The sequence below is a fragment of the Methylobacterium sp. SyP6R genome (genome assembly GCF_019216885.1).
Classification (GTDB): Bacteria; Pseudomonadota; Alphaproteobacteria; order Rhizobiales; family Beijerinckiaceae; genus Methylobacterium.
In genome coordinates, this window is record NZ_JAAQRC020000001.1 from 3,326,084 (window position 1) to 3,342,688 (window position 16,605).

Consider the following 16,605-nt stretch of genomic DNA (forward strand, 5'->3'; position numbering starts at 1 on the left):
TTTACCGGAACGAGGCCGCCTCGGCCTCGATCTGGAGCGGAACGCCGTCCCGCTCCAGATCGAGGCGGCGACGGGTGCCCGCCCGGCCCGATAGGGCGGAGAGGACGGCGTCGGGTGCGAGCCCGGCAATCGGGCGGCCATCGACCCGGCGCAGGACGTCTCCCGGCGCGGCGCCATCGACGAGGGAGAAACCGGCCCGCGTCACGACCCGGCCGACGGCGTAACCCTCGTCGTGCCTCACGAGGGTAAGGCCGATCCCGTCGAGGTCGTTCGGATCGGGTCGGCGCTGACGCTCGAACCGGGCCCAGCCGGCGGCGTAGTCGATGGTCAGGCGACCGTCGCCGAGGACGTTGTTGCCGAGCCAGCCGTCGACCTGTCGGCCCGCCGGCTTCTGCCAGGTGTCCCAGAAGATCTCCCCCAGGGCCGCCTCGGCGACGGCTCCGCCGAGGGGGCCGGTCGCAAGCGCGCCGACCTCCGGCAGCACCAGAGGCCCGAGTGCCATCTCGGGGAGGCGCAGGACCGTGCCCTCTTGTTCCAGCCCGAGATCCACCATCGCAATTGCACTGCGTCCGACGGCACCCTGCGCCCGCTCCCAATTTGGATGACGCTCGCGCCACGATGCGGCCGTGCGGCCACGCAGCCAGGTATAGGAGGCGCCGGGATCGAGGACGAGGGTCAGCCGCTCATTGGCGACCGCAGCTTCGGCGGTGACAAGGCCGCTCTCCGGGACGATCGCCACCGGCACCGCGACGCCGCGGGCCGGCAGGCTGCCGGAGAGCCCGAGGGTCAATGTCCCAGCGGCCGGATCGAGGGCGACCGCGAAGGCCCGCAGCACGCCCGCGGGCAGAACCGCCTCAACCGGACGCGGGGCGAAGATCTGCGCCAGCAGATCCTGACCGCCCGGGAGGCGCGGGCCGTCCACCACGGAACTCCCGGCGAGCCGGACCGTGGCGGCGCCGAGGCGGAACGCGAGGTCGCAGCCCTGATCGAGACCCAGATCGCGGAAGAGCGCCCGCGACAGGACCGGGGACGGCATCCCGAGATTGACCCAGGCCAGCGCTCGCCGCTCGCTGCCGTCCGGCCGTAGGAAGACGAGATCGATGAGCCAGCGATGCGAGGCCTGCACTAGCGGCAGCGTCACCGGCCGGACGGGGCCGGGGGGCCAGGTCACGGCTACCCTGCCGGTGGCGATGTCGTCCTTCCGAGCCGGCGGATGGCAGGATGCGGTGCAAGCGGCAAGAAGGGCGGCCAGGAGCTTGGTGAAGGACGGGAAGGAGGTTCGCATGCGCACATCTCCGGTCGCCGCAGCGCCGGCGGCGTGGCTCGAAATGGAGGCGAGATATCGGTCACCCGGCCCGGCTGAGGTCGGGTGTAGCCTCGCCGGATTCCTCGTCGGGTACGAAGTCGAGGAGGTCGCCCGGCCGGCAATCGAGTTCGCGGCACAGGGCCGCCAGGGTGGCGAAGCGGACGCCTTGAACCTTGCCGGACTTGAGCAGCGACAGGTTCGCCTCGGTCATGCCGATGGCGCGGGCGAGGTCCTTGCCGCGCCGCTTGCGCTGCGCCAGCATCACGTCGAGGCGCACAATTATTGGCATCAGACGAAGCCGTCCCGGTCGCGCTCGACCGCAGCGCCGACGCGTAGCAAGGCTTCAAGGACGCCGAGCAGGGCGGCGACGAGGAGGATGTAGGCCGAGCCGGCATGGAACCAGGCCCGGTCTACGCCGTGGCCGACCGCTGCGACCAGGATTTCGCCGAGGGCCGGTGCCAAGGCTGCGGTGACGAGCCAGAGCGCGATCCGGCGCAGGCGATCTGCCTGGAGCGCTGCAAAGGTCGCGCCTTCGCCAAAGCCGCACAACAGCCGGCGCAAGGCTGCCAGAGCGAGGAGAAGGGGCATCTGCCCGAGGACGAACTTCGTCGCATAGGCGAGGCGGGTCGGCCAGGGCAGCGAGCCGAACGGGACCAGCCCGGCGACACCCTCCGGCGCCGCACCGAGATAGGCGGCATCTGGCGCGAGCCACAAGAAGGCACCACTGCAGACGAGCCCGAGGATCAGGACCGCGCCTCCGAACGCCGTCATCAGGACGATGAGAACGGCACAGAGCCGGTCGAGCCAGGTCGAGAGATGGCGGAGCCGTATCCGGGAGGCGGGCTCGTCCTCCGGCAGGGGCGACGGGGCGACGGCGTAGGGCATGGGCGTGCCTCCAGAAGATCCTGGTCGCACGAAAAATAATTTCTGTAAAACGATAATTTTAATCCCAAACGTGATGCTCTACGCGTGCTCCCTAATCAAGTCCCTTCATCAAGTCCCCCTGGGCTTCGCCCGCCGGGTCGGCGGGGCGGTGGTCGGGTCCTCGGGCCAGGGGTGGCGGGGGTACTGGCCGCGCATGTCGGCGCGCACCGCGCCCCAGGAGCCGCGCCAGAAGCCCGGCAGGTCGCGGGTGATCTGGATCGGGCGCTGGGCCGGCGAGAGCAGGTGGAGCACCAGGGGCACGCGGCCGCCGCCGATGGTCGGGTGGCGGGTGAGGCCGAACAGCTCCTGCACCCGCACGGCGAGCGCCGGACCGCCCTCGGCGGCGTAGTCGACCGGGATGCGCGAGCCGGTCGGCACTTCGAGATGGGTCGGCGCCTCGGCGTCGAGGCGGGCGCGCAGGGACCAGGGCAGGAGGTCGTGCAGGGCCTCCGAGAGCCGGTCGGCGCCGATCTCGTCGAGGCGGGTGAGTCCGGTCAGATGCGGTCCGAGCCAGTCGGGCAGGGTCTCGGCGAGGTGGGTATCCGAAAGGTCGGGCCAGGGCTCGCCCTCGGCTTTGCGCAGAAACATCACCCGCTCGCGCCATTGCTGCGCCGCCTTCGACCAGGGCAGGGCGCCGATGCCGAGGCCGGCGAGGCCGCGGGCGAGGATCGCGGCGCTGTCGGCGTCGGTCGGGACCGGCAGGATCCGCTCGGCCAGCGAGACGGCACCGAGGCGGCGCTGGGCCCGGGCGCGCAAGGCCCGCGCTTCCGCGTCGAACTCGACCCGGGTGCGGGCCTCGATCCGGTCGGAAAACAGCGCCTCGATGGCGGGGAGGGCGATCGGCGCCGCGGCCAGGATGCGCGCCGACGAGGCCTTGCCGACGATCTCGGCCACGGCCAGGAAAGGCTCGCGGGCGAGCGCGGCGGCGGGGTCGAGGGCGGCGCCGCGGCCGTTGGCGAGGACGTACTCGCCGGGCTTGCCCCGGGCCCGGGCGATCCGGTCGGGATAGGCCAGCGCCAGCAGCGTGCCGGTATCCGGCGCCTCGGCGGAGCCGGTGGACTCGACCGTCGGCACGGCGAACTGGCCGGCCAACCTCGCCCAGCCGGCGGCGAGGCGGCGCATGTCCTCGGCCCGTCCCGAACGGTCGCGCCGGTAGCGCTCGACCCGGTCGGTGAGGTCCGCCGCGTCGCCGCCGAGGCCGCGCTCCACCAGCACGGCCGCGACGTCGGCGGCGTGCCGCGCCGCGTCCCGCCCGCGCGCGGCGGCGCTCACCACCATGCGGGCGAGGCGCGGCGGCAGCGGGAGGGCGCGCAACGCCCGGCCCGACGCGGTCAGACGGCCGTCGCCGTCGAGGGCATCGAGGCCGCAGAGCAGCGCGCGCGCCTCGGCGAGGGCCGGAGCCGGGGGCGGATCGAGGAAGGGCAGGGTGGTCGGGTCGGCGACCCCCCAGGCGGCGCAGTCGAGCACCAGCCCGGCGAGGTCGGCGGCCAGGATCTCGGGCCGGGTGAAGGGATCGAGCGCACCGGTGGCGGCCTCCGGCCACAGCCGGTAGCACACGCCCGCCTGGGTGCGGCCGGCGCGGCCCCGGCGCTGGTCGATGGAGGCGCGGGAGGCCCGCTGGGTGACGAGGCGGGTGAGACCCAGATCCGGCTCGTAGACCGGCACCCGGGCGAGGCCGGAATCGACCACCACCCGCACCCCCTCGATGGTGAGCGAGGTCTCGGCGATCGAGGTGGCGAGCACCACCTTGCGCCGCCCCGCCGGGCTCGGCCGCACCGCCCGGTCCTGCTCGGCCCGGTCGAGGGCGCCGTAGAGCGGAGCGAGGTCGACATCGGAAAAATCGCTCAGGCGCTCGCTCAGGCGCTCCTCGGTGCGGCGGATCTCGGCCTGGCCGGGCAGGAAGGCGAGGACCGAGCCCGGCTCGGCCCGCAGCGCCCGCATCACCGCATCGGTCACCGCGTCCTCGATCCGGCCCTGCGGGTCGCGATCGATGTGGCGGGTCTCGACCGGGAAGGCCCGGCCCTCGGACAGGATCACCGGGGCGTCGCCCATCAGGGCCGCGACCCGGGCGCCGTCGATCGTCGCCGACATCGCGAGAAGCCGCAGATCCTCCCGCAAGGCCCCTTGCGCGTCGAGCGCCAGGGCCAGGCCGAGATCGGCGTCGAGGGAGCGCTCGTGGAACTCGTCGAACAGCACCGCGGCGATGCCGTCGAGCTCCGGATCGTCCAGGATCATCCGGGCGAAGACGCCCTCGGTGACGACCTCGATCCGGGTGCGGGCCGAGACCTTGGAGCCGAGGCGGACCCGCAGGCCCACCGTCTCGCCGACCGCCTCCCCCAGGGTCGCGGCCATGCGCTCGGCGGCCGCCCGGGCGGCGAGGCGGCGCGGTTCCAGGAGAATGATGCGGCGGTCGCCGCGCCAGGGCGCCTCCAGCAGGGCGAGCGGCACCCGGGTGGTCTTGCCGGCCCCCGGCGGCGCCACCAGCACCGCGTTGGGCCGGCCGGCGGGGTCCGAAAGGAGCGTCGCGAGGTCGCCGAGGACGGCATCGATCGGCAGGGAAGGGACGGAGCGCATGGGCGCCGGGATGGCGGAGCCCGCCGGGCGGCGCAAGCCCGGACCCGATGCGCCCCCGGCCGACCGACTCAGCCCGGCCGCGGGATCGGAGCCGAAAAGTTTCCCGAGGATTTCTCGTGCCGCAGCGGAACCGGGTGCGAGACGAACGCTTGATGCACAGGTTGGCCGAGGGGGCCACCGTTCGGAGAATGCCTCGATGAAGTCCCTGACCCTGGCCCTGGCGGCGAGCGTGCTGCTGGGCGGTCTCGCCCTGACCCCGGCCTCGGCCGCCGTGACCGGCCCCGCCTCGGCCGTGGCCGGGTCGGAATCGACCGTCGAGCACGTCGCCATGCGCCGCCACTACCATTATCGCCACATGAAGCGGCACGACCGCCACATGCGCCGGCACATGCGCCGCAACCACATGCGGGCCGGCGACCCGAACGCCCGCAACCCGTCGCGCCCGGGCTACCAGCAGCAGCTCGGCAACACCACCGGCGGCCCGCGCTATTGAGCCCGATCGCGGGCGTGGCGAACGCGCCCGCGACCCTGCGTCCCTTCGTCTTTCGGGTTACCCGGACATCATGTAGGGACGCAACTTGACGCTTGCGCGCGTGGCCGCGCCGGGCGAGGGGAGCCGGACCGGCCCCCTCGAACCGTGAGAGCCCGTCCGTGACCGCCTCCCTCCCGCCGCGCGGGACCGCCCGCCGATGAGCCTCGCTTCCGTGAAGGCCGACCTCGCCGCCCGCGCGCCCGACCTCACCGTCCTGGAGACCGAGGCGAGTTCCGCCACCGTGGCGCTTGCGGCAGCGGCCCACGGCGTCGAGCCGGCCCGCATCGCCAAGACCCTGTCGCTGCGCCTCGGCGAGCGGGTGGTGCTGCTGGTGGCGCGGGGCGACGCCCGCCTCGACAACCGCAAGGCGAAGGCCGCGTTCGGGGTCAAGCCGCGGATGCTCGGGCCCGACGAGGTCGAGGCGATCACCGGGCACCCCGTCGGCGGGGTCTGCCCGTTCGGCCTCGCCACGCCGCTGCCGGTCTATTGCGACGTCAGCCTGAAGGCTTTCGACGAAGTGGTACCGGCGGCCGGCTCCCCCAACAGCGCCGTGCGGGTCACGCCGGAGCGCATGGCGGCGTTGACCGGGGCCGAATGGATCGATGTCTGCCAGCCGCCGGCCGAGGAGGGCGAGGCCGAGCCGGCACCGGAGGCCTGACGCCGGGTGAGAGCACCTTCGAGCGAAAACACGGACGGCTGTGGACCGGGCGTCATCGACAAGCGGGGCGCCCGTGACCTAGCTGTCACGGAGCCTTCAAGCGGCCGGGCCAGAAGGCCTCTCCCGCCCTCGCCAGAGACCGTCCCTTGATCTTCGTCCATCAGCCGAATGCCTGCGCCAGCACCGGTCAGCCGCTCCTCGAGCGGCGCCTGCTCGAGATGTCCGAGCCGATCCCGCCGGACGCGCTCTGGATCGACCTGATCGAGCCGACCCGCCAGGAGGACCACAAGGTCGAGGCGTTCCTCGGGATCTCGATCCCGACCCGGGAGGAGATGCAGGACATCGAGCCGTCCGAATTGCTCTACGTCGAGAACGGCGCCCGCTACATGACCGGGCGGCTCCTGTGCCGGGTCGATACCGACGACGCGATGCTCACCGGCGTCACCTTCATCCTGCGCGACAACAAGCTCGCCACGGTGCGCTACGACGATCCGCAGGCGTTCCGGATGTTCGTCCACCGGGCGGCGCGGCCGGCCGGGGTGATGCTGGCCGGCGAGGCGATCCTGGCCGGGCTGATCGAGACCATCATCGACCGCGCCGCCGACGTGCTCCAGCTCCAGGGCGAGCGCATCGACCGGCTCTCGCGCCGGATCTTCGCCGAGCATTCCGATCCGAGTGCACGCAACGCCGAATTGCAGGACACCCTGCGGGCGCTCGGGCGCCACAACGAGCTGCTGTCGCAGCAGCGCGAGAGCCTGGTCTCGGTCGAGCGCATCCTGCTCTCGCTCTCGGCAAGCTACCGGGCCAGCAAGGCCCCGCGCGAGGTCCGCGAGGAAATCCGCTCGACCCTGCGCGACCTCCAGTCGCTCGAGGAGCATGCGAGCTTCCTGTCGGGAAAGATCCAGTTCCTGCTCGACGCCACGCTCGGCCTCGTCAACCTCGAGCAGAACAACATCATCAAGCTGTTCTCGGTCATGGCGGTGGTGTTCATGCCGCCGACCCTGATCGCCTCGATGTACGGCATGAACTTCAAGGTGATGCCGGAACTCGACTGGGGATTCGGCTACCCGATGGCGGTGGTGATGATGGTGGTGGCAGCCATCCTGCCCTATGCCTTCTTCCGCTGGAAACGCTGGCTGTAGGGGGCACAGGGATGTGCGGCCGCTTCTTCGCCACCTCCTCGCCCGACACATTTCGCGAGGCCTACGGCTACGACGACCGGCCGAACTTCCCGGCCCGCCACAACGTGGCGCCGACCCAGCCGGTGGCGGTGGTGACCTCCGAGCACGGGCGGCGGCGCTTCGTTCTGATGCGCTGGGGCTTTCTGCCGGCCTGGGTCAAGGACCCGGACGACTTCCCCCTCGTCATCAACGCCCGGATCGAGACCGCTTCCGAGAAGCCGAGCTTTCGCAATGCCCTGCGCTACCGGCGCTGCATCTTTCTGGCGGACGGCTTCTACGAGTGGCGCCGCGGCGGGCCCCGGGGCCAGGCGCCCTACGCCATCCGCCGCGCCGACGGCCGGCCGATGGCGCTCGCCGGCCTGTGGGAGACCTGGAGCAGCCGCGACGGCTCGGAGATCGACACCGCGGCGATCGTCACCTGCGGTGCCAACGGACTGCTCGCCGGCATCCACGAGCGCATGCCGGCGATCCTGTCGCCGGAGGGGGTGAATGCCTGGCTCGACATGCGGGACGTGGATGCCGGGCGGGCGGCCGCCCTGTGCCGCCCGGCGCCGGAGGAGTGGCTGGACTTGGCTCCCGCGAGCCGGCGGGTGAACGACGTACGCAACGACGGGGCGGAGCTGCTGCGGCTGGACGAGGATGAGCCGGTGGTGCCGAAGCCACTGGAGTCGAAGGTGGAGGCGCAGGGTCGATTATTTTGATGCATGTACTGTTACCGAAGGGGCGGATTTGGATATCAAGTTTCTGGCATCTCAGGATGTGATGATTCAATGTGTTTTTGGTATTCAATTGCCAATAGTAATTTTTTTCCTGTATCTGTAAGTGTAAAATAGACCTCTGTGTGGGGCTTGCTAAATTCATGCTCCTGAACGTGGGTGATCCCTACCAATCCCCTGGAAGCATATTCTGCAAGAACATCAGATATTTCGATTCTCATGCCGGATATTTCCAATTCCCCCGCCAGTCTTCTCTTAATATTCCATTCGGTGCTGCCTGTTGATAGTGCGCGACTAAGAATTAGAAATGTCTCCATCATAGAAATTTCCGGTATTTCAAAATTATTGTCCTCGGTTTCTATGAATTCTGCCAATAACTTAGATTTTAAAGAATTAATATGAAATTGAATTTCTGCTGGTATCTTCAATGTTGTGTTTTCTCCCTCGTATCGATCAAGTTTCTCTTGTAATATGCGTTTTTCTTCTAATAGTCTAGACATCTCACTCAGCGCCAACGAAGTAGCAACACTATCTGCCCTGACCCAGCCCGTCATGGGCCTCTCTCTGATAAGCTCAACTAGGCTCCCTATAACTTTTGTATTCAAGTCATCCACATTTCTCCAGTGTTTAACAAGTTTTTTCTCACACAAGCTTCTAAATTTATTTACCTTAGCAATTTTATCAAATTCTATTTTACTTTGAGGCCAGCTTTTTCTAGCGTCGGAGTGAAGTAAGAAAGAAATCGTGGGAATTTTATTTTTTATCGCAAATTCATACTCCATCTGGGTGTAACTTTTGCCTGTCTGACCTTCGGATCCATATCTTTCAGCCATTATTAGTACATAATAGTCAGACTCTAGTATTCGCCTCTTTATATAGCTCCACTGTGTTTCATCTCCAGCTTGAAATAACTCCATACCAATCGGAATATGGCCAAGATTTAATATTTGTTCGATCACCCCTCTTCGCTCATCTTGCAAATCAATAAATGTAGAACTTACGAAAACTTGATATTTTACATCCATCTGGAGTGCTCATAATAATTCGATTTTGCTGTCATATTTGGTGGAGTTCTATGAAAAATTGCAAGAGAAATTTTATAGGGAAATAGTCGATCTCCGCCGCTACCCAAGGCGGAGATCGAGAATGCAGATTTTTAAAAAGATGGGTTACTCCGCCGGCGGCCGCGCGCTCTCCCGGAACGGATGGGCCGGATAGGTCCCGATGATCCGGAACGCGTTCGAGAAATAGGCCAGCTCGTCGAGCGCACGGCGCAAGCCCGGTTCCTCCGGATGGCCGTCGACCTCGGCGTAGAACTGGGTCGCGGTGAACTGGCCCTCGACCATGTAGCTCTCCAGCTTGGTCATGTTGACGCCGTTCGTGGCGAAGCCACCGAGCGCCTTGTAGAGCGCGGCCGGGATGTTGCGCACCCGGAACATGAAGCTCGTCACCGTCGGGCCCGCATCCACCGGCGGCACCACCGGCTCGCGGGAGAGCACGACGAAGCGGGTGGTGTTGTGGGCCTCGTCCTCGACATCCTCCTCCAGGATGGAGAGACCGTAGATCTCGCCGGCGAGCCGCGGCGAGAGCGAGGCGCGCGAGCGGTCGCCGGCCTCCGACACCTGGCGGGCGGCGCCGGCGGTGTCGGGCGCGACGACCGCCTTGAGGCCGAGGCGCCGGATGATCTTGCGGCACTGGCCGAGCGCGTGGACGTGGCTGTGCACGGTGCGGATCTCCTCCAGCTTCACGCCCGGCAGGGCCATGAGCTGGAAGTGGATCGGCAGGAACTGCTCGCCGACGATGTGGAGGCCGGACGCGGGCAGCATGTGGTGGATGTCGGCGACGCGGCCGGCGATCGAGTTCTCGATCGGGATCATGCCGAGCGCCGCCGCACCGTCCTGCACCGCCGTCAGCGCGTCCTCGAAGGTGGCGCAGGGCAGCGGCGTCCAGTCCGGATAGGCCTCCTGGATGATGATGTGCGAGTTGGCGCCGGGCTCGCCCTGGTAGGAGATGGTTCGGTTCATCGCGGACGTGCTTTCGGGGTCAGTTCAGGCGCCGGGCGGCCAGGATGGCCCGGGCGCGTTCGAGATCGTGCGGCGTGTCGACGCCGAGCGGCACGTCGTCGACCACCACGGCGTCGATCCGCATGCCGGCTTCCAGCGCGCGGAGCTGCTCGAGCTTCTCGCGCAGCTCGAGCGGGCTCGGCGGCAGGGATACGAAGCGCTCGAGCGCCCGGCGGCGATAGGCGTAGAGGCCGATATGATGCAGGAGCGGGCCGTCGCCGTACGGCGCCGTGGCGCGGGTGAAGTAGAGCGCCCGCAGCCGCTTCGGGCCGATCTCGGAGCCGACCAGCTTGACGACGCTGGGCTCCGTCCGCTCCTCGGGCCGGGTGATGACGGCACACAGCGTCGCGATGTCGACCGCACGGTCGGAGAGCGGCACGACCGCGGCGGCGATCGCCGCCGGGTCGATGGTCGGCAGGTCGCCCTGCACGTTCACCACCACGTCGTGGCGCCCCTCCGGGTCGATCACCTCCAGGGCCTCGGCCAGACGATCGGAGCCGGACGGGTGGTCGGGCCGGGTCATCACCGCGAGGCCGCCCACGGCTTCCACCGCCTGCACGATCGCGGCCGTGTCGGTGCAGACCACCACCGGGCCGATGCCGGCCTCGATCGCCCGGCGCCAGACATGCACGATCATCGGCGCGCCGGCGATGTCGGCCAGCGGCTTTTCGGGCAGGCGGGTCGCCGCGAGGCGGGCGGGGATCAGGACGAGCGGATCGGACATGGGGGGATGATTCGGGGCCGTGCGGGATTTGCTCTGTGGATGACGGATTCGTCCGGCAAGCCGCGGCTCTTAGCAGTGCCGGCCGGGCTTGTCATGGCGGGCGGGCGCCCGGGCACCGTGGCACGGTCCACACGCCGGCGCTCTGCGACGAACCGACGATGTTTAGAGCCATTGTCAACGGTGTCGCAGAACGGCTAAGCACCGGCGGACCTTCAGAGCGGCGTGGGGACGGGCCGCTTCTCGAATCGCCCCTGCTCACCGGAGCATCGGAGCTGCCGACACATGGATTCCTTCGAGCTTAACAAGATCGCCGGCGCAGTGCTCGGCGCCCTGCTCCTCGCGATAGGGACGGGGTTCCTGGCCGAGCTGATCTACAAGCCGAAGCCGGCGGGTGATCGCGGCTACGCGCTGCCCGCTGCCGAGGAGAACGCCGGCGCCGCGGCGCCCGCCGCCGCCAAGGAGGAGCCGCTGCCGGTCCGCCTCGCCAGCGCCGACGCCACCAAGGGCCAGGCCGCGGCCAAGAAGTGCATGGCCTGCCACAGCTTCGAGAAGGGCGGCCCGAACAAGGTCGGCCCGGACCTGTACGGCGTCGTCGAGCGGCCGAAGGGCAGCCACGAAGGCTTCAATTACTCCGCCGCCATGAAGGCGAAGGGCGGCAACTGGACCTACGAGGACTTGGACCACTTCATCCACGGGCCGAAGGCTTTCGTGCAGGGCACCATCATGGCCTTCGCCGGCGTGCCCTCGGGCGCCGAGCGGGCCGACATCCTGGCCTATCTGCGCACCCTCTCCGACAAGCCGGTCGATTTCCCGAAGCCCTGAGCGGCGTCGCGATCACCGCATGGGCACGAGGCCGGGCGATAGCCCGGCCTTTTTCGTCTGTGGGCCCGTCGAGAGCCGGGCCTTTTTGCGTGAGGGGCCCCTGCGCCGACGCGCCCGGGTTGGCGGAGCCGCCTCCCGCGACCTAGAACGGGGAGACCTTTTCCACATGGAGGATCGCCCCGCGTGATCGCACGCCCCCTCACTCGCCGCACCGCCCTCGCCCTCCTGAGCCTCGCCGGCCTGCCGGCCGGGGCTCGAGTGTCCCGCGCACAAGCGCAGGGAGCGCTTGCGGCAGGCGGCACCAACGGCGACGGCTGGCGCCACGGCCTGTCGCTCCTCGGCGAGCCGAAATACCCGGCGGGCTTCACGCATTTCGACTACGCGAACCCCGATGCCCCTAAGGGCGGGCTGGTGCGGTTCGGCTCGCAAGGCTCGTTCGACAATTTCAACATGATCGTCGCCGGGGTGAAGGGCGACCTCGAGAGCCAGATCCCGCTGATCTACGACACCTTGCTCGCCCAGGCGCAGGACGAGGCCTCGACCTATTACGGCCTCGTCGCCGACGGCGTGAAGCCGGCCGCGGATCTCGGCAGCGTCGCCTACCGCCTGCGGCCCGAGGCGCGCTGGCACGACGGCAAGCCGATCACGCCGGACGACGTGGTGTTCTCCTTCGACGTGCTGAAGGAGAACAGCCCGCAATACGCCGCCTATTACCATAACGTGACCAAGGCCGAGGCGACCGGCCCGCACGAGGTGACCTTCACCTTCGCGGAGAAGGGCAACCGCGAATTGCCCCAGATCGTCGGCCAGCTGCCGGTGCTGCCCAAGCACTGGTGGCAGGGCAAGGACGCGAGCGGAAAGACTCGCAACCCGACCGAGACGACGCTGGAGATCCCGCTCGGCTCCGGGCCCTACCGGCTCGCCCGCTTCGATGCCGGCCGCACCGCGACCTACGAGCGGGTGCCGGATTACTGGGGCCGCGACTTAGCCGTGAACCGGGGCGCCAACAACTTCGACACCCAGCGCGCCGAGTATTTTCGCGATGCGACGGTGATGATCGAGGCGTTCAAGGCCGACCAGTTCGACTGGCGCACCGAGAACATCGCCCGCAACTGGGCCACCGCGTATGACGGCTTCCCGGCCGTGCGCGAGGGGCGGATCGTCAAGGAGGAATTTCCGCAGGCCGGCATGGGCATCATGCAGGCCTTCACCCTCAACCTGCGGCGCAAGAAGTTTGCCGATGCGCGGGTGCGCCGGGCCTTCATTCTCGCCTTCGACTTCGAGGAGATGAACCGCACTCTGTTCTACGGGCTCTACAAGCGGGTCGATTCGTACTTCTTCGGCACCGAATTGGCCTCGTCCGGCCTGCCGGAGGGGCGCGAGCGGGCGATCCTGGAGAGCGTCAAGGACAAGGTCCCGGCCTCCGTCTTCACCACCCCCTACAAGAACCCGGTCAACGGCAGCCCTGAGGCGGTGCGCGCCAATCTTCGCGAGGCGGTGCGCCTGTTCCAGGAGGCGGGCTACGAGATCCGCGGCAACCAGATGGTCGAGAAGGCGACCGGCCAGCCCTTCACGGTCGAGTTCCTGGGCTACGACAACTCGGCCGAGCGGGTGGTGCTGCCCTATCGCGCGGCGTTGGAGCGCGTCGGCCTCAAGGTGTCGTTGCGGGTGGTCGATCCGGCCCAGTACCAGAACCTCGTCCGCAGCTTCGACTTCGACGCGCTGGCGCTCAACAGCTGGGCCGAATCGCTGTCGCCGGGCAACGAGCAGCGCGATTTCTGGGGCTCGGCCGCCGCCGACCGGCCGGGCTCGCGCAACGTGGCGGGCATCAAGGATCCGGGCATCGACGCGCTCATCGACAAGGTGATCTATGCCGGCGACCGGGAGGAGCTGGTGGCGGCGACCCGGGCGCTCGACCGGGTGCTGCTGGCCCACGATTTCGTGGTGCCGCAATGGTCCTCGCCGGTGTCGCGGACCCTGCGCTGGAACCGCTTCGCCCATCCGGCAGTGCTGCCGAAATTCGGCGCCTCGGGCTTCCCGACGACCTGGTGGTACGACCCCGCGCTCGCCGCCAAGACCGGGGCGGCGCGGTGATGCGCCGGCGCAGCTTCCTGGCGGCGAGCGGGGCGGCCTTGCTGGCCGCCCGCCTCCCGGCCCGCGCGCAAACGCCCGAGCGCCACGGCCTGTCGAGCTTCGGCGACCTGAAATACCCGGCCGGCTTCCCGCGCTTCGACTACGTCGAGCCGCTGGCGCCGAAGGGCGGCACCTTCTCGGCGCAGCTCTCGACCACCACCGGCAACCAGGCCTTCGAGACCTTCAACACCCTCAACATCTACGTGCTGAAGGGCGATGGCGCCGCCGGCATGGACCTGACCTTCGACAGCCTGATGGTCCGGGCCCTCGACGAGCCGGATGCCGTCTACGGCCTCGTCGCCCGCAGCGTCTCGGTGAGCGACGACGGGTTGGCCTACCGTTTCAGTTTACGCCCGCAGGCGCGCTTCCACGACGGCTCGCGGCTCACCGCCCGCGACGTCGCCTTCTCGATCATGACGCTCAAGGAGAAGGGCCACCCCCAGATCGCCGCGGTGCTCCGCGACGTGGCGGGCGCCAGCCCGGACGGCGACGACGCGGTGGTGGTGCGCTTCGCCCCCGGCCGCAGCCGCGACCTGCCGCTGATCGTCGCCGGCCTGCCGATCTTCTCGGAAGCCTATTACCGGGGCCGCGACTTCGAGGCCTCGACCCTGGAGCCGCCGCTCGGCTCCGGCGCCTACCGGGTCGCCCGGTTCGAGGTCGGCCGCTTCATCGCCTTCGAGCGCGTCGCCGATTACTGGGGCGCCGACCTGCCGGTCTCGATCGGCCAGAATAATTTCGGTGAAATCCGCTACGAGTATTTTCGCGATCGCGACGTGGCGTTCGAGGCGTTCAAGGCCGGCACCTTCACCTGGCGCGAGGAATTCACCTCCCGCGTCTGGGCCACCGGCTACGATTTTCCGGCCGCCCAGGAAGGCCGGGTCAAGCGCGAGACGGTGCCGGACCACACGCCGTCCGGCACGCAAGGCTGGTTCCTCAACACCCGCCGGGCTGTCTTCCGCGATTCCCGCATCCGCGAGGCGATCGGGCTCGCCTTCGACTTCGAGTGGTCGAACCAGAACCTGATGTACGGCGCCTACAGGCGCACCGCCTCGTTCTTCGAGAATTCCGACCTGAAGGCGGAGGGCATGCCGTCGCCGGAAGAGCTGGCGCTGCTCGAACCGTTCCAGGGGAAGGTCCCCGACGAGGTGTTCGGCGAGCCGGTCTCGCCGCCGCGCTCGGACGGGTCGGGCCAGGACCGGGCGCTCCTGCGCCGGGCCGACACCTTGCTGCGCCAGGCCGGCTGCACCCGCGACGGCGGGGTGATGAAGCTGCCGGACGGCCAGCCGCTCGCCTTCGAGTTCCTGGATTCCTCGCCGGTCTTCCAGCCGCTGTTGCAATCCTACATCAAGAACCTGAGCCTCATCGGCATCCGGGCGAGCTCGCGCCTCGTCGATGCGGCGCAGTACCAGGCGCGGCTCAAGGATTTCGACTTCGACGTGGTCTCGACCCGGTTCGGCGGCTCGGTCACCCCGGGCGCCGGCTTGCGCGAGGTCTATGGCAGCCGGGCCGCCAAGGTGCCGGGCTCGCAGAACCTCGCCGGCATCGAGAACCCGGCGGCCGACGCGATGCTCGACCGCATCGCCGATGCCGCCTCCCGGGCCGACCTCACCACCGCCTGCCGGGCCCTCGACCGGGTGCTGCGCGCCGGCCGCTACTGGGTGCCGATGTGGTACGGCGCCCAGCACCGCCTCGCGCTCTGGGACATGTACGGCCGCCCGCGCGACCTGCCCAAATACAGCCTCGGCACCCCCGCCCTGTGGTGGCACGATGCCGACAAGGCCCGAAAGATCGGACGGACCTGACCTGATGGCCGCCTACCTCATCCGCCGCCTGCTCCTAATGATCCCGACGATCCTCGGGATCATGCTGATCTCCTTCACGATCGTGCAATTCGCCCCCGGCGGACCGGTCGAGCGGGTGCTGGCCCAGCTCCAGGGCCAGAACACCGCCATGTCCCGGATCACCGGCGGCGGCGGCGACCTCGCCGGGCGCGGCGGCACCTCCCAGGCCGGGGGAGGGGAATCGAATTCCCGCTACCGCGGCGCGCAAGGGCTCGATCCCGCCTTCATCAAGCGCCTGGAGCAGCAATTCGGCTTCGACAAGCCGGCCCCCGAGCGCTTCCTGAAGATGCTGTGGGATTATGCCCGCTTCGATTTCGGCAAGAGCTACTTTCGCGATGTCTCGGTGCTCCAGCTGATCCGCGAGAAGCTGCCGGTCTCGATCAGCTTAGGCCTGTGGATGACGCTGATCTCCTACGCGATCTCGATTCCGCTCGGCATCCGCAAGGCGGTGCGCGACGGCTCGCCCTTCGACGTCTGGACGTCGGGGGTCGTCATCGTCGGCTACGCGATTCCCGGCTTCCTGTTCGCGATCCTGCTGATCGTGCTGTTTGCCGGCGGCTCGTTCTGGCAGATCTTCCCGTTGCGCGGGCTGACCAGCGAGGGCTGGTCGCAATTCTCGCTCTGGCACAAGGTGACGGACTACCTCTGGCACATCACGCTGCCGATCATCGCCATGGCGATCGGGGCGTTTGCCACCTCGACCCTGCTCACCAAGAACTCGTTCCTCGACGAGATCCGAAAGCAATACGTGCTGACCGCCCGGATGAAGGGCCTGTCCGAGCGCCAGGTGCTCTACGGCCACGTCTTCCGCAATGCGATGCTGATCGTGGTGGCGGGTTTTCCGGGCGCGTTCATCTCGGCGTTCTTCGCCGGATCGCTCTTGATCGAGACCATCTTCAGCCTCGATGGGCTCGGGCTCCTGTCGTTCGAATCGATCGTGAACCGCGATTACCCGGTGGTGTTCGCCAACCTGTACATCTTCTCGCTGCTGGGCCTGGTGGTGAACCTGATCTCCGACCTGACCTATAGCTGGATCGATCCGAGGATCGATTTCGAGGCGCGGGCGGCTTAAGTCGGAGCACGCCCTCTTGAACCCTCCCCCCTCTGCGGGGGAGGGTGCCCGGCGGAGCC

General features: G+C 68.4%; 15 protein-coding genes. 8 read left to right on the forward strand and 7 right to left on the reverse strand.

Features of this window, described 5'->3' with window-relative positions; genetic code table 11:
- Position 1 precedes the first annotated feature (1 nt).
- The 4 genes from HBB12_RS15425 to hrpB all read right to left on the reverse strand — a co-directional run bounded on the left by HBB12_RS15425 (position 2) and on the right by hrpB (position 4,804).
- Complete coding sequence (locus HBB12_RS15425) at positions 2 to 1,285, reverse strand: peptide-binding protein (RefSeq protein WP_236990155.1); 1,284 nt, start codon at positions 1,283 to 1,285, stop codon at positions 2 to 4.
- Between the two features lie 61 nt (positions 1,286 to 1,346).
- Complete coding sequence (locus tag HBB12_RS15430; RefSeq protein WP_236990156.1) at positions 1,347 to 1,595, reverse strand: helix-turn-helix domain-containing protein; 249 nt, start codon at positions 1,593 to 1,595, stop codon at positions 1,347 to 1,349.
- Positions 1,595 to 2,191, reverse strand: a complete 597-nt coding sequence (locus tag HBB12_RS15435; protein WP_236990157.1) for a hypothetical protein — start codon at positions 2,189 to 2,191, stop codon at positions 1,595 to 1,597. The genes HBB12_RS15430 and HBB12_RS15435 overlap by 1 nt, the downstream gene beginning before the upstream one ends.
- A 108-nt stretch (positions 2,192 to 2,299) precedes the next feature.
- A complete protein-coding gene (hrpB, locus tag HBB12_RS15440) occupies positions 2,300 to 4,804 on the reverse strand; it encodes an ATP-dependent helicase HrpB (RefSeq protein ID WP_236990158.1) in 2,505 nt (834 codons plus the stop codon).
- 196 nt (positions 4,805 to 5,000) lie between these two features.
- Between hrpB and HBB12_RS15445 the strand changes: the two genes are divergently transcribed.
- The 4 genes from HBB12_RS15445 (at position 5,001) to HBB12_RS15460 (ending at position 7,876) form a co-directional block, all read left to right on the forward strand.
- Positions 5,001 to 5,297: a hypothetical protein gene (locus tag HBB12_RS15445; RefSeq protein ID WP_236990159.1), complete on the forward strand. Its 297-nt coding sequence runs from the start codon at positions 5,001 to 5,003 to the stop codon at positions 5,295 to 5,297.
- A gap of 196 nt (positions 5,298 to 5,493) precedes the next feature.
- Positions 5,494 to 5,994 (forward strand): YbaK/EbsC family protein, encoded by a 501-nt coding sequence (locus tag HBB12_RS15450; RefSeq protein ID WP_236990160.1) that lies wholly within the window; start codon positions 5,494 to 5,496, stop codon positions 5,992 to 5,994.
- A gap of 146 nt (positions 5,995 to 6,140) precedes the next feature.
- Entirely contained in the window at positions 6,141 to 7,136 is a 996-nt protein-coding gene (gene corA / locus HBB12_RS15455) for a magnesium/cobalt transporter CorA (RefSeq protein WP_236990161.1), read from the forward strand.
- Positions 7,137 to 7,147: 11 nt separating this feature from the next.
- Positions 7,148 to 7,876, forward strand: coding sequence for an SOS response-associated peptidase (locus tag HBB12_RS15460; protein ID WP_236990162.1), 729 nt, complete (start codon positions 7,148 to 7,150; stop codon positions 7,874 to 7,876).
- A 35-nt stretch (positions 7,877 to 7,911) separates the two neighbouring features.
- On the opposite strand, the gene HBB12_RS15465 is transcribed toward HBB12_RS15460, so the two are convergent.
- The 3 genes from HBB12_RS15465 to HBB12_RS15475 all read right to left on the reverse strand — a co-directional run bounded on the left by HBB12_RS15465 (position 7,912) and on the right by HBB12_RS15475 (position 10,678).
- The gene (locus HBB12_RS15465; RefSeq protein ID WP_236990163.1) at positions 7,912 to 8,916 is read right to left on the reverse strand and encodes a DUF4062 domain-containing protein; all 1,005 of its coding nucleotides are present in this window, start codon (positions 8,914 to 8,916) and stop codon (positions 7,912 to 7,914) included.
- Between the two features lie 144 nt (positions 8,917 to 9,060).
- A complete protein-coding gene (locus tag HBB12_RS15470; RefSeq protein ID WP_236990164.1) occupies positions 9,061 to 9,915 on the reverse strand; it encodes a prephenate dehydratase in 855 nt (284 codons plus the stop codon).
- A 19-nt stretch (positions 9,916 to 9,934) separates the two neighbouring features.
- On the reverse strand, positions 9,935 to 10,678 hold the full coding sequence (locus tag HBB12_RS15475; protein WP_236990165.1) for a 3-deoxy-manno-octulosonate cytidylyltransferase: 744 nt from the start codon (positions 10,676 to 10,678) through the stop codon (positions 9,935 to 9,937).
- Between the two features lie 282 nt (positions 10,679 to 10,960).
- On the opposite strand from HBB12_RS15475, the gene HBB12_RS15480 reads away from it, so the two are divergent.
- From HBB12_RS15480 to HBB12_RS15495, 4 genes are all read left to right on the forward strand, one after another.
- Positions 10,961 to 11,500 (forward strand): c-type cytochrome, encoded by a 540-nt coding sequence (locus tag HBB12_RS15480; RefSeq protein WP_236990166.1) that lies wholly within the window; start codon positions 10,961 to 10,963, stop codon positions 11,498 to 11,500.
- A gap of 183 nt (positions 11,501 to 11,683) precedes the next feature.
- On the forward strand, positions 11,684 to 13,594 hold the full coding sequence (locus HBB12_RS15485) for an extracellular solute-binding protein (RefSeq protein ID WP_442919274.1): 1,911 nt from the start codon (positions 11,684 to 11,686) through the stop codon (positions 13,592 to 13,594).
- Complete coding sequence (locus tag HBB12_RS15490; RefSeq protein ID WP_236990167.1) at positions 13,594 to 15,435, forward strand: extracellular solute-binding protein; 1,842 nt, start codon at positions 13,594 to 13,596, stop codon at positions 15,433 to 15,435. The genes HBB12_RS15485 and HBB12_RS15490 overlap by 1 nt, the downstream gene beginning before the upstream one ends.
- Before the next feature lie 4 nt (positions 15,436 to 15,439).
- A complete protein-coding gene (locus tag HBB12_RS15495) occupies positions 15,440 to 16,546 on the forward strand; it encodes a microcin C ABC transporter permease YejB (RefSeq protein WP_236990168.1) in 1,107 nt (368 codons plus the stop codon).
- The last annotated feature ends 59 nt before the right edge of the window (positions 16,547 to 16,605 follow it).

Excerpts from the sequence above, each read along its gene's own strand:
- HBB12_RS15490 (WP_236990167.1), top strand. The coding sequence starts at position 13,594 with ATGCGCCGGCGCAGCTTCCTGGCGGCGAGCGGGGCGGCCTTGCTGGCC.
- HBB12_RS15495 (WP_236990168.1), top strand. The coding sequence starts at position 15,440 with ATGGCCGCCTACCTCATCCGCCGCCTGCTCCTAATGATCCCGACGATC.
- HBB12_RS15460 (WP_236990162.1), top strand. The coding sequence starts at position 7,148 with ATGTGCGGCCGCTTCTTCGCCACCTCCTCGCCCGACACATTTCGCGAG.
- HBB12_RS15470 (WP_236990164.1), bottom strand. The coding sequence starts at position 9,915 with ATGAACCGAACCATCTCCTACCAGGGCGAGCCCGGCGCCAACTCGCAC.
- HBB12_RS15435 (WP_236990157.1), bottom strand. The coding sequence starts at position 2,191 with ATGCCCTACGCCGTCGCCCCGTCGCCCCTGCCGGAGGACGAGCCCGCC.
- HBB12_RS15425 (WP_236990155.1), bottom strand. The coding sequence starts at position 1,285 with ATGCGAACCTCCTTCCCGTCCTTCACCAAGCTCCTGGCCGCCCTTCTT.
- HBB12_RS15445 (WP_236990159.1), top strand. The coding sequence starts at position 5,001 with ATGAAGTCCCTGACCCTGGCCCTGGCGGCGAGCGTGCTGCTGGGCGGT.
- hrpB (WP_236990158.1), bottom strand. The coding sequence starts at position 4,804 with ATGCGCTCCGTCCCTTCCCTGCCGATCGATGCCGTCCTCGGCGACCTC.
- HBB12_RS15475 (WP_236990165.1), bottom strand. The coding sequence starts at position 10,678 with ATGTCCGATCCGCTCGTCCTGATCCCCGCCCGCCTCGCGGCGACCCGC.
- HBB12_RS15430 (WP_236990156.1), bottom strand. The coding sequence starts at position 1,595 with ATGCCAATAATTGTGCGCCTCGACGTGATGCTGGCGCAGCGCAAGCGG.
- HBB12_RS15450 (WP_236990160.1), top strand. The coding sequence starts at position 5,494 with ATGAGCCTCGCTTCCGTGAAGGCCGACCTCGCCGCCCGCGCGCCCGAC.
- HBB12_RS15480 (WP_236990166.1), top strand. The coding sequence starts at position 10,961 with ATGGATTCCTTCGAGCTTAACAAGATCGCCGGCGCAGTGCTCGGCGCC.
- HBB12_RS15465 (WP_236990163.1), bottom strand. The coding sequence starts at position 8,916 with ATGGATGTAAAATATCAAGTTTTCGTAAGTTCTACATTTATTGATTTG.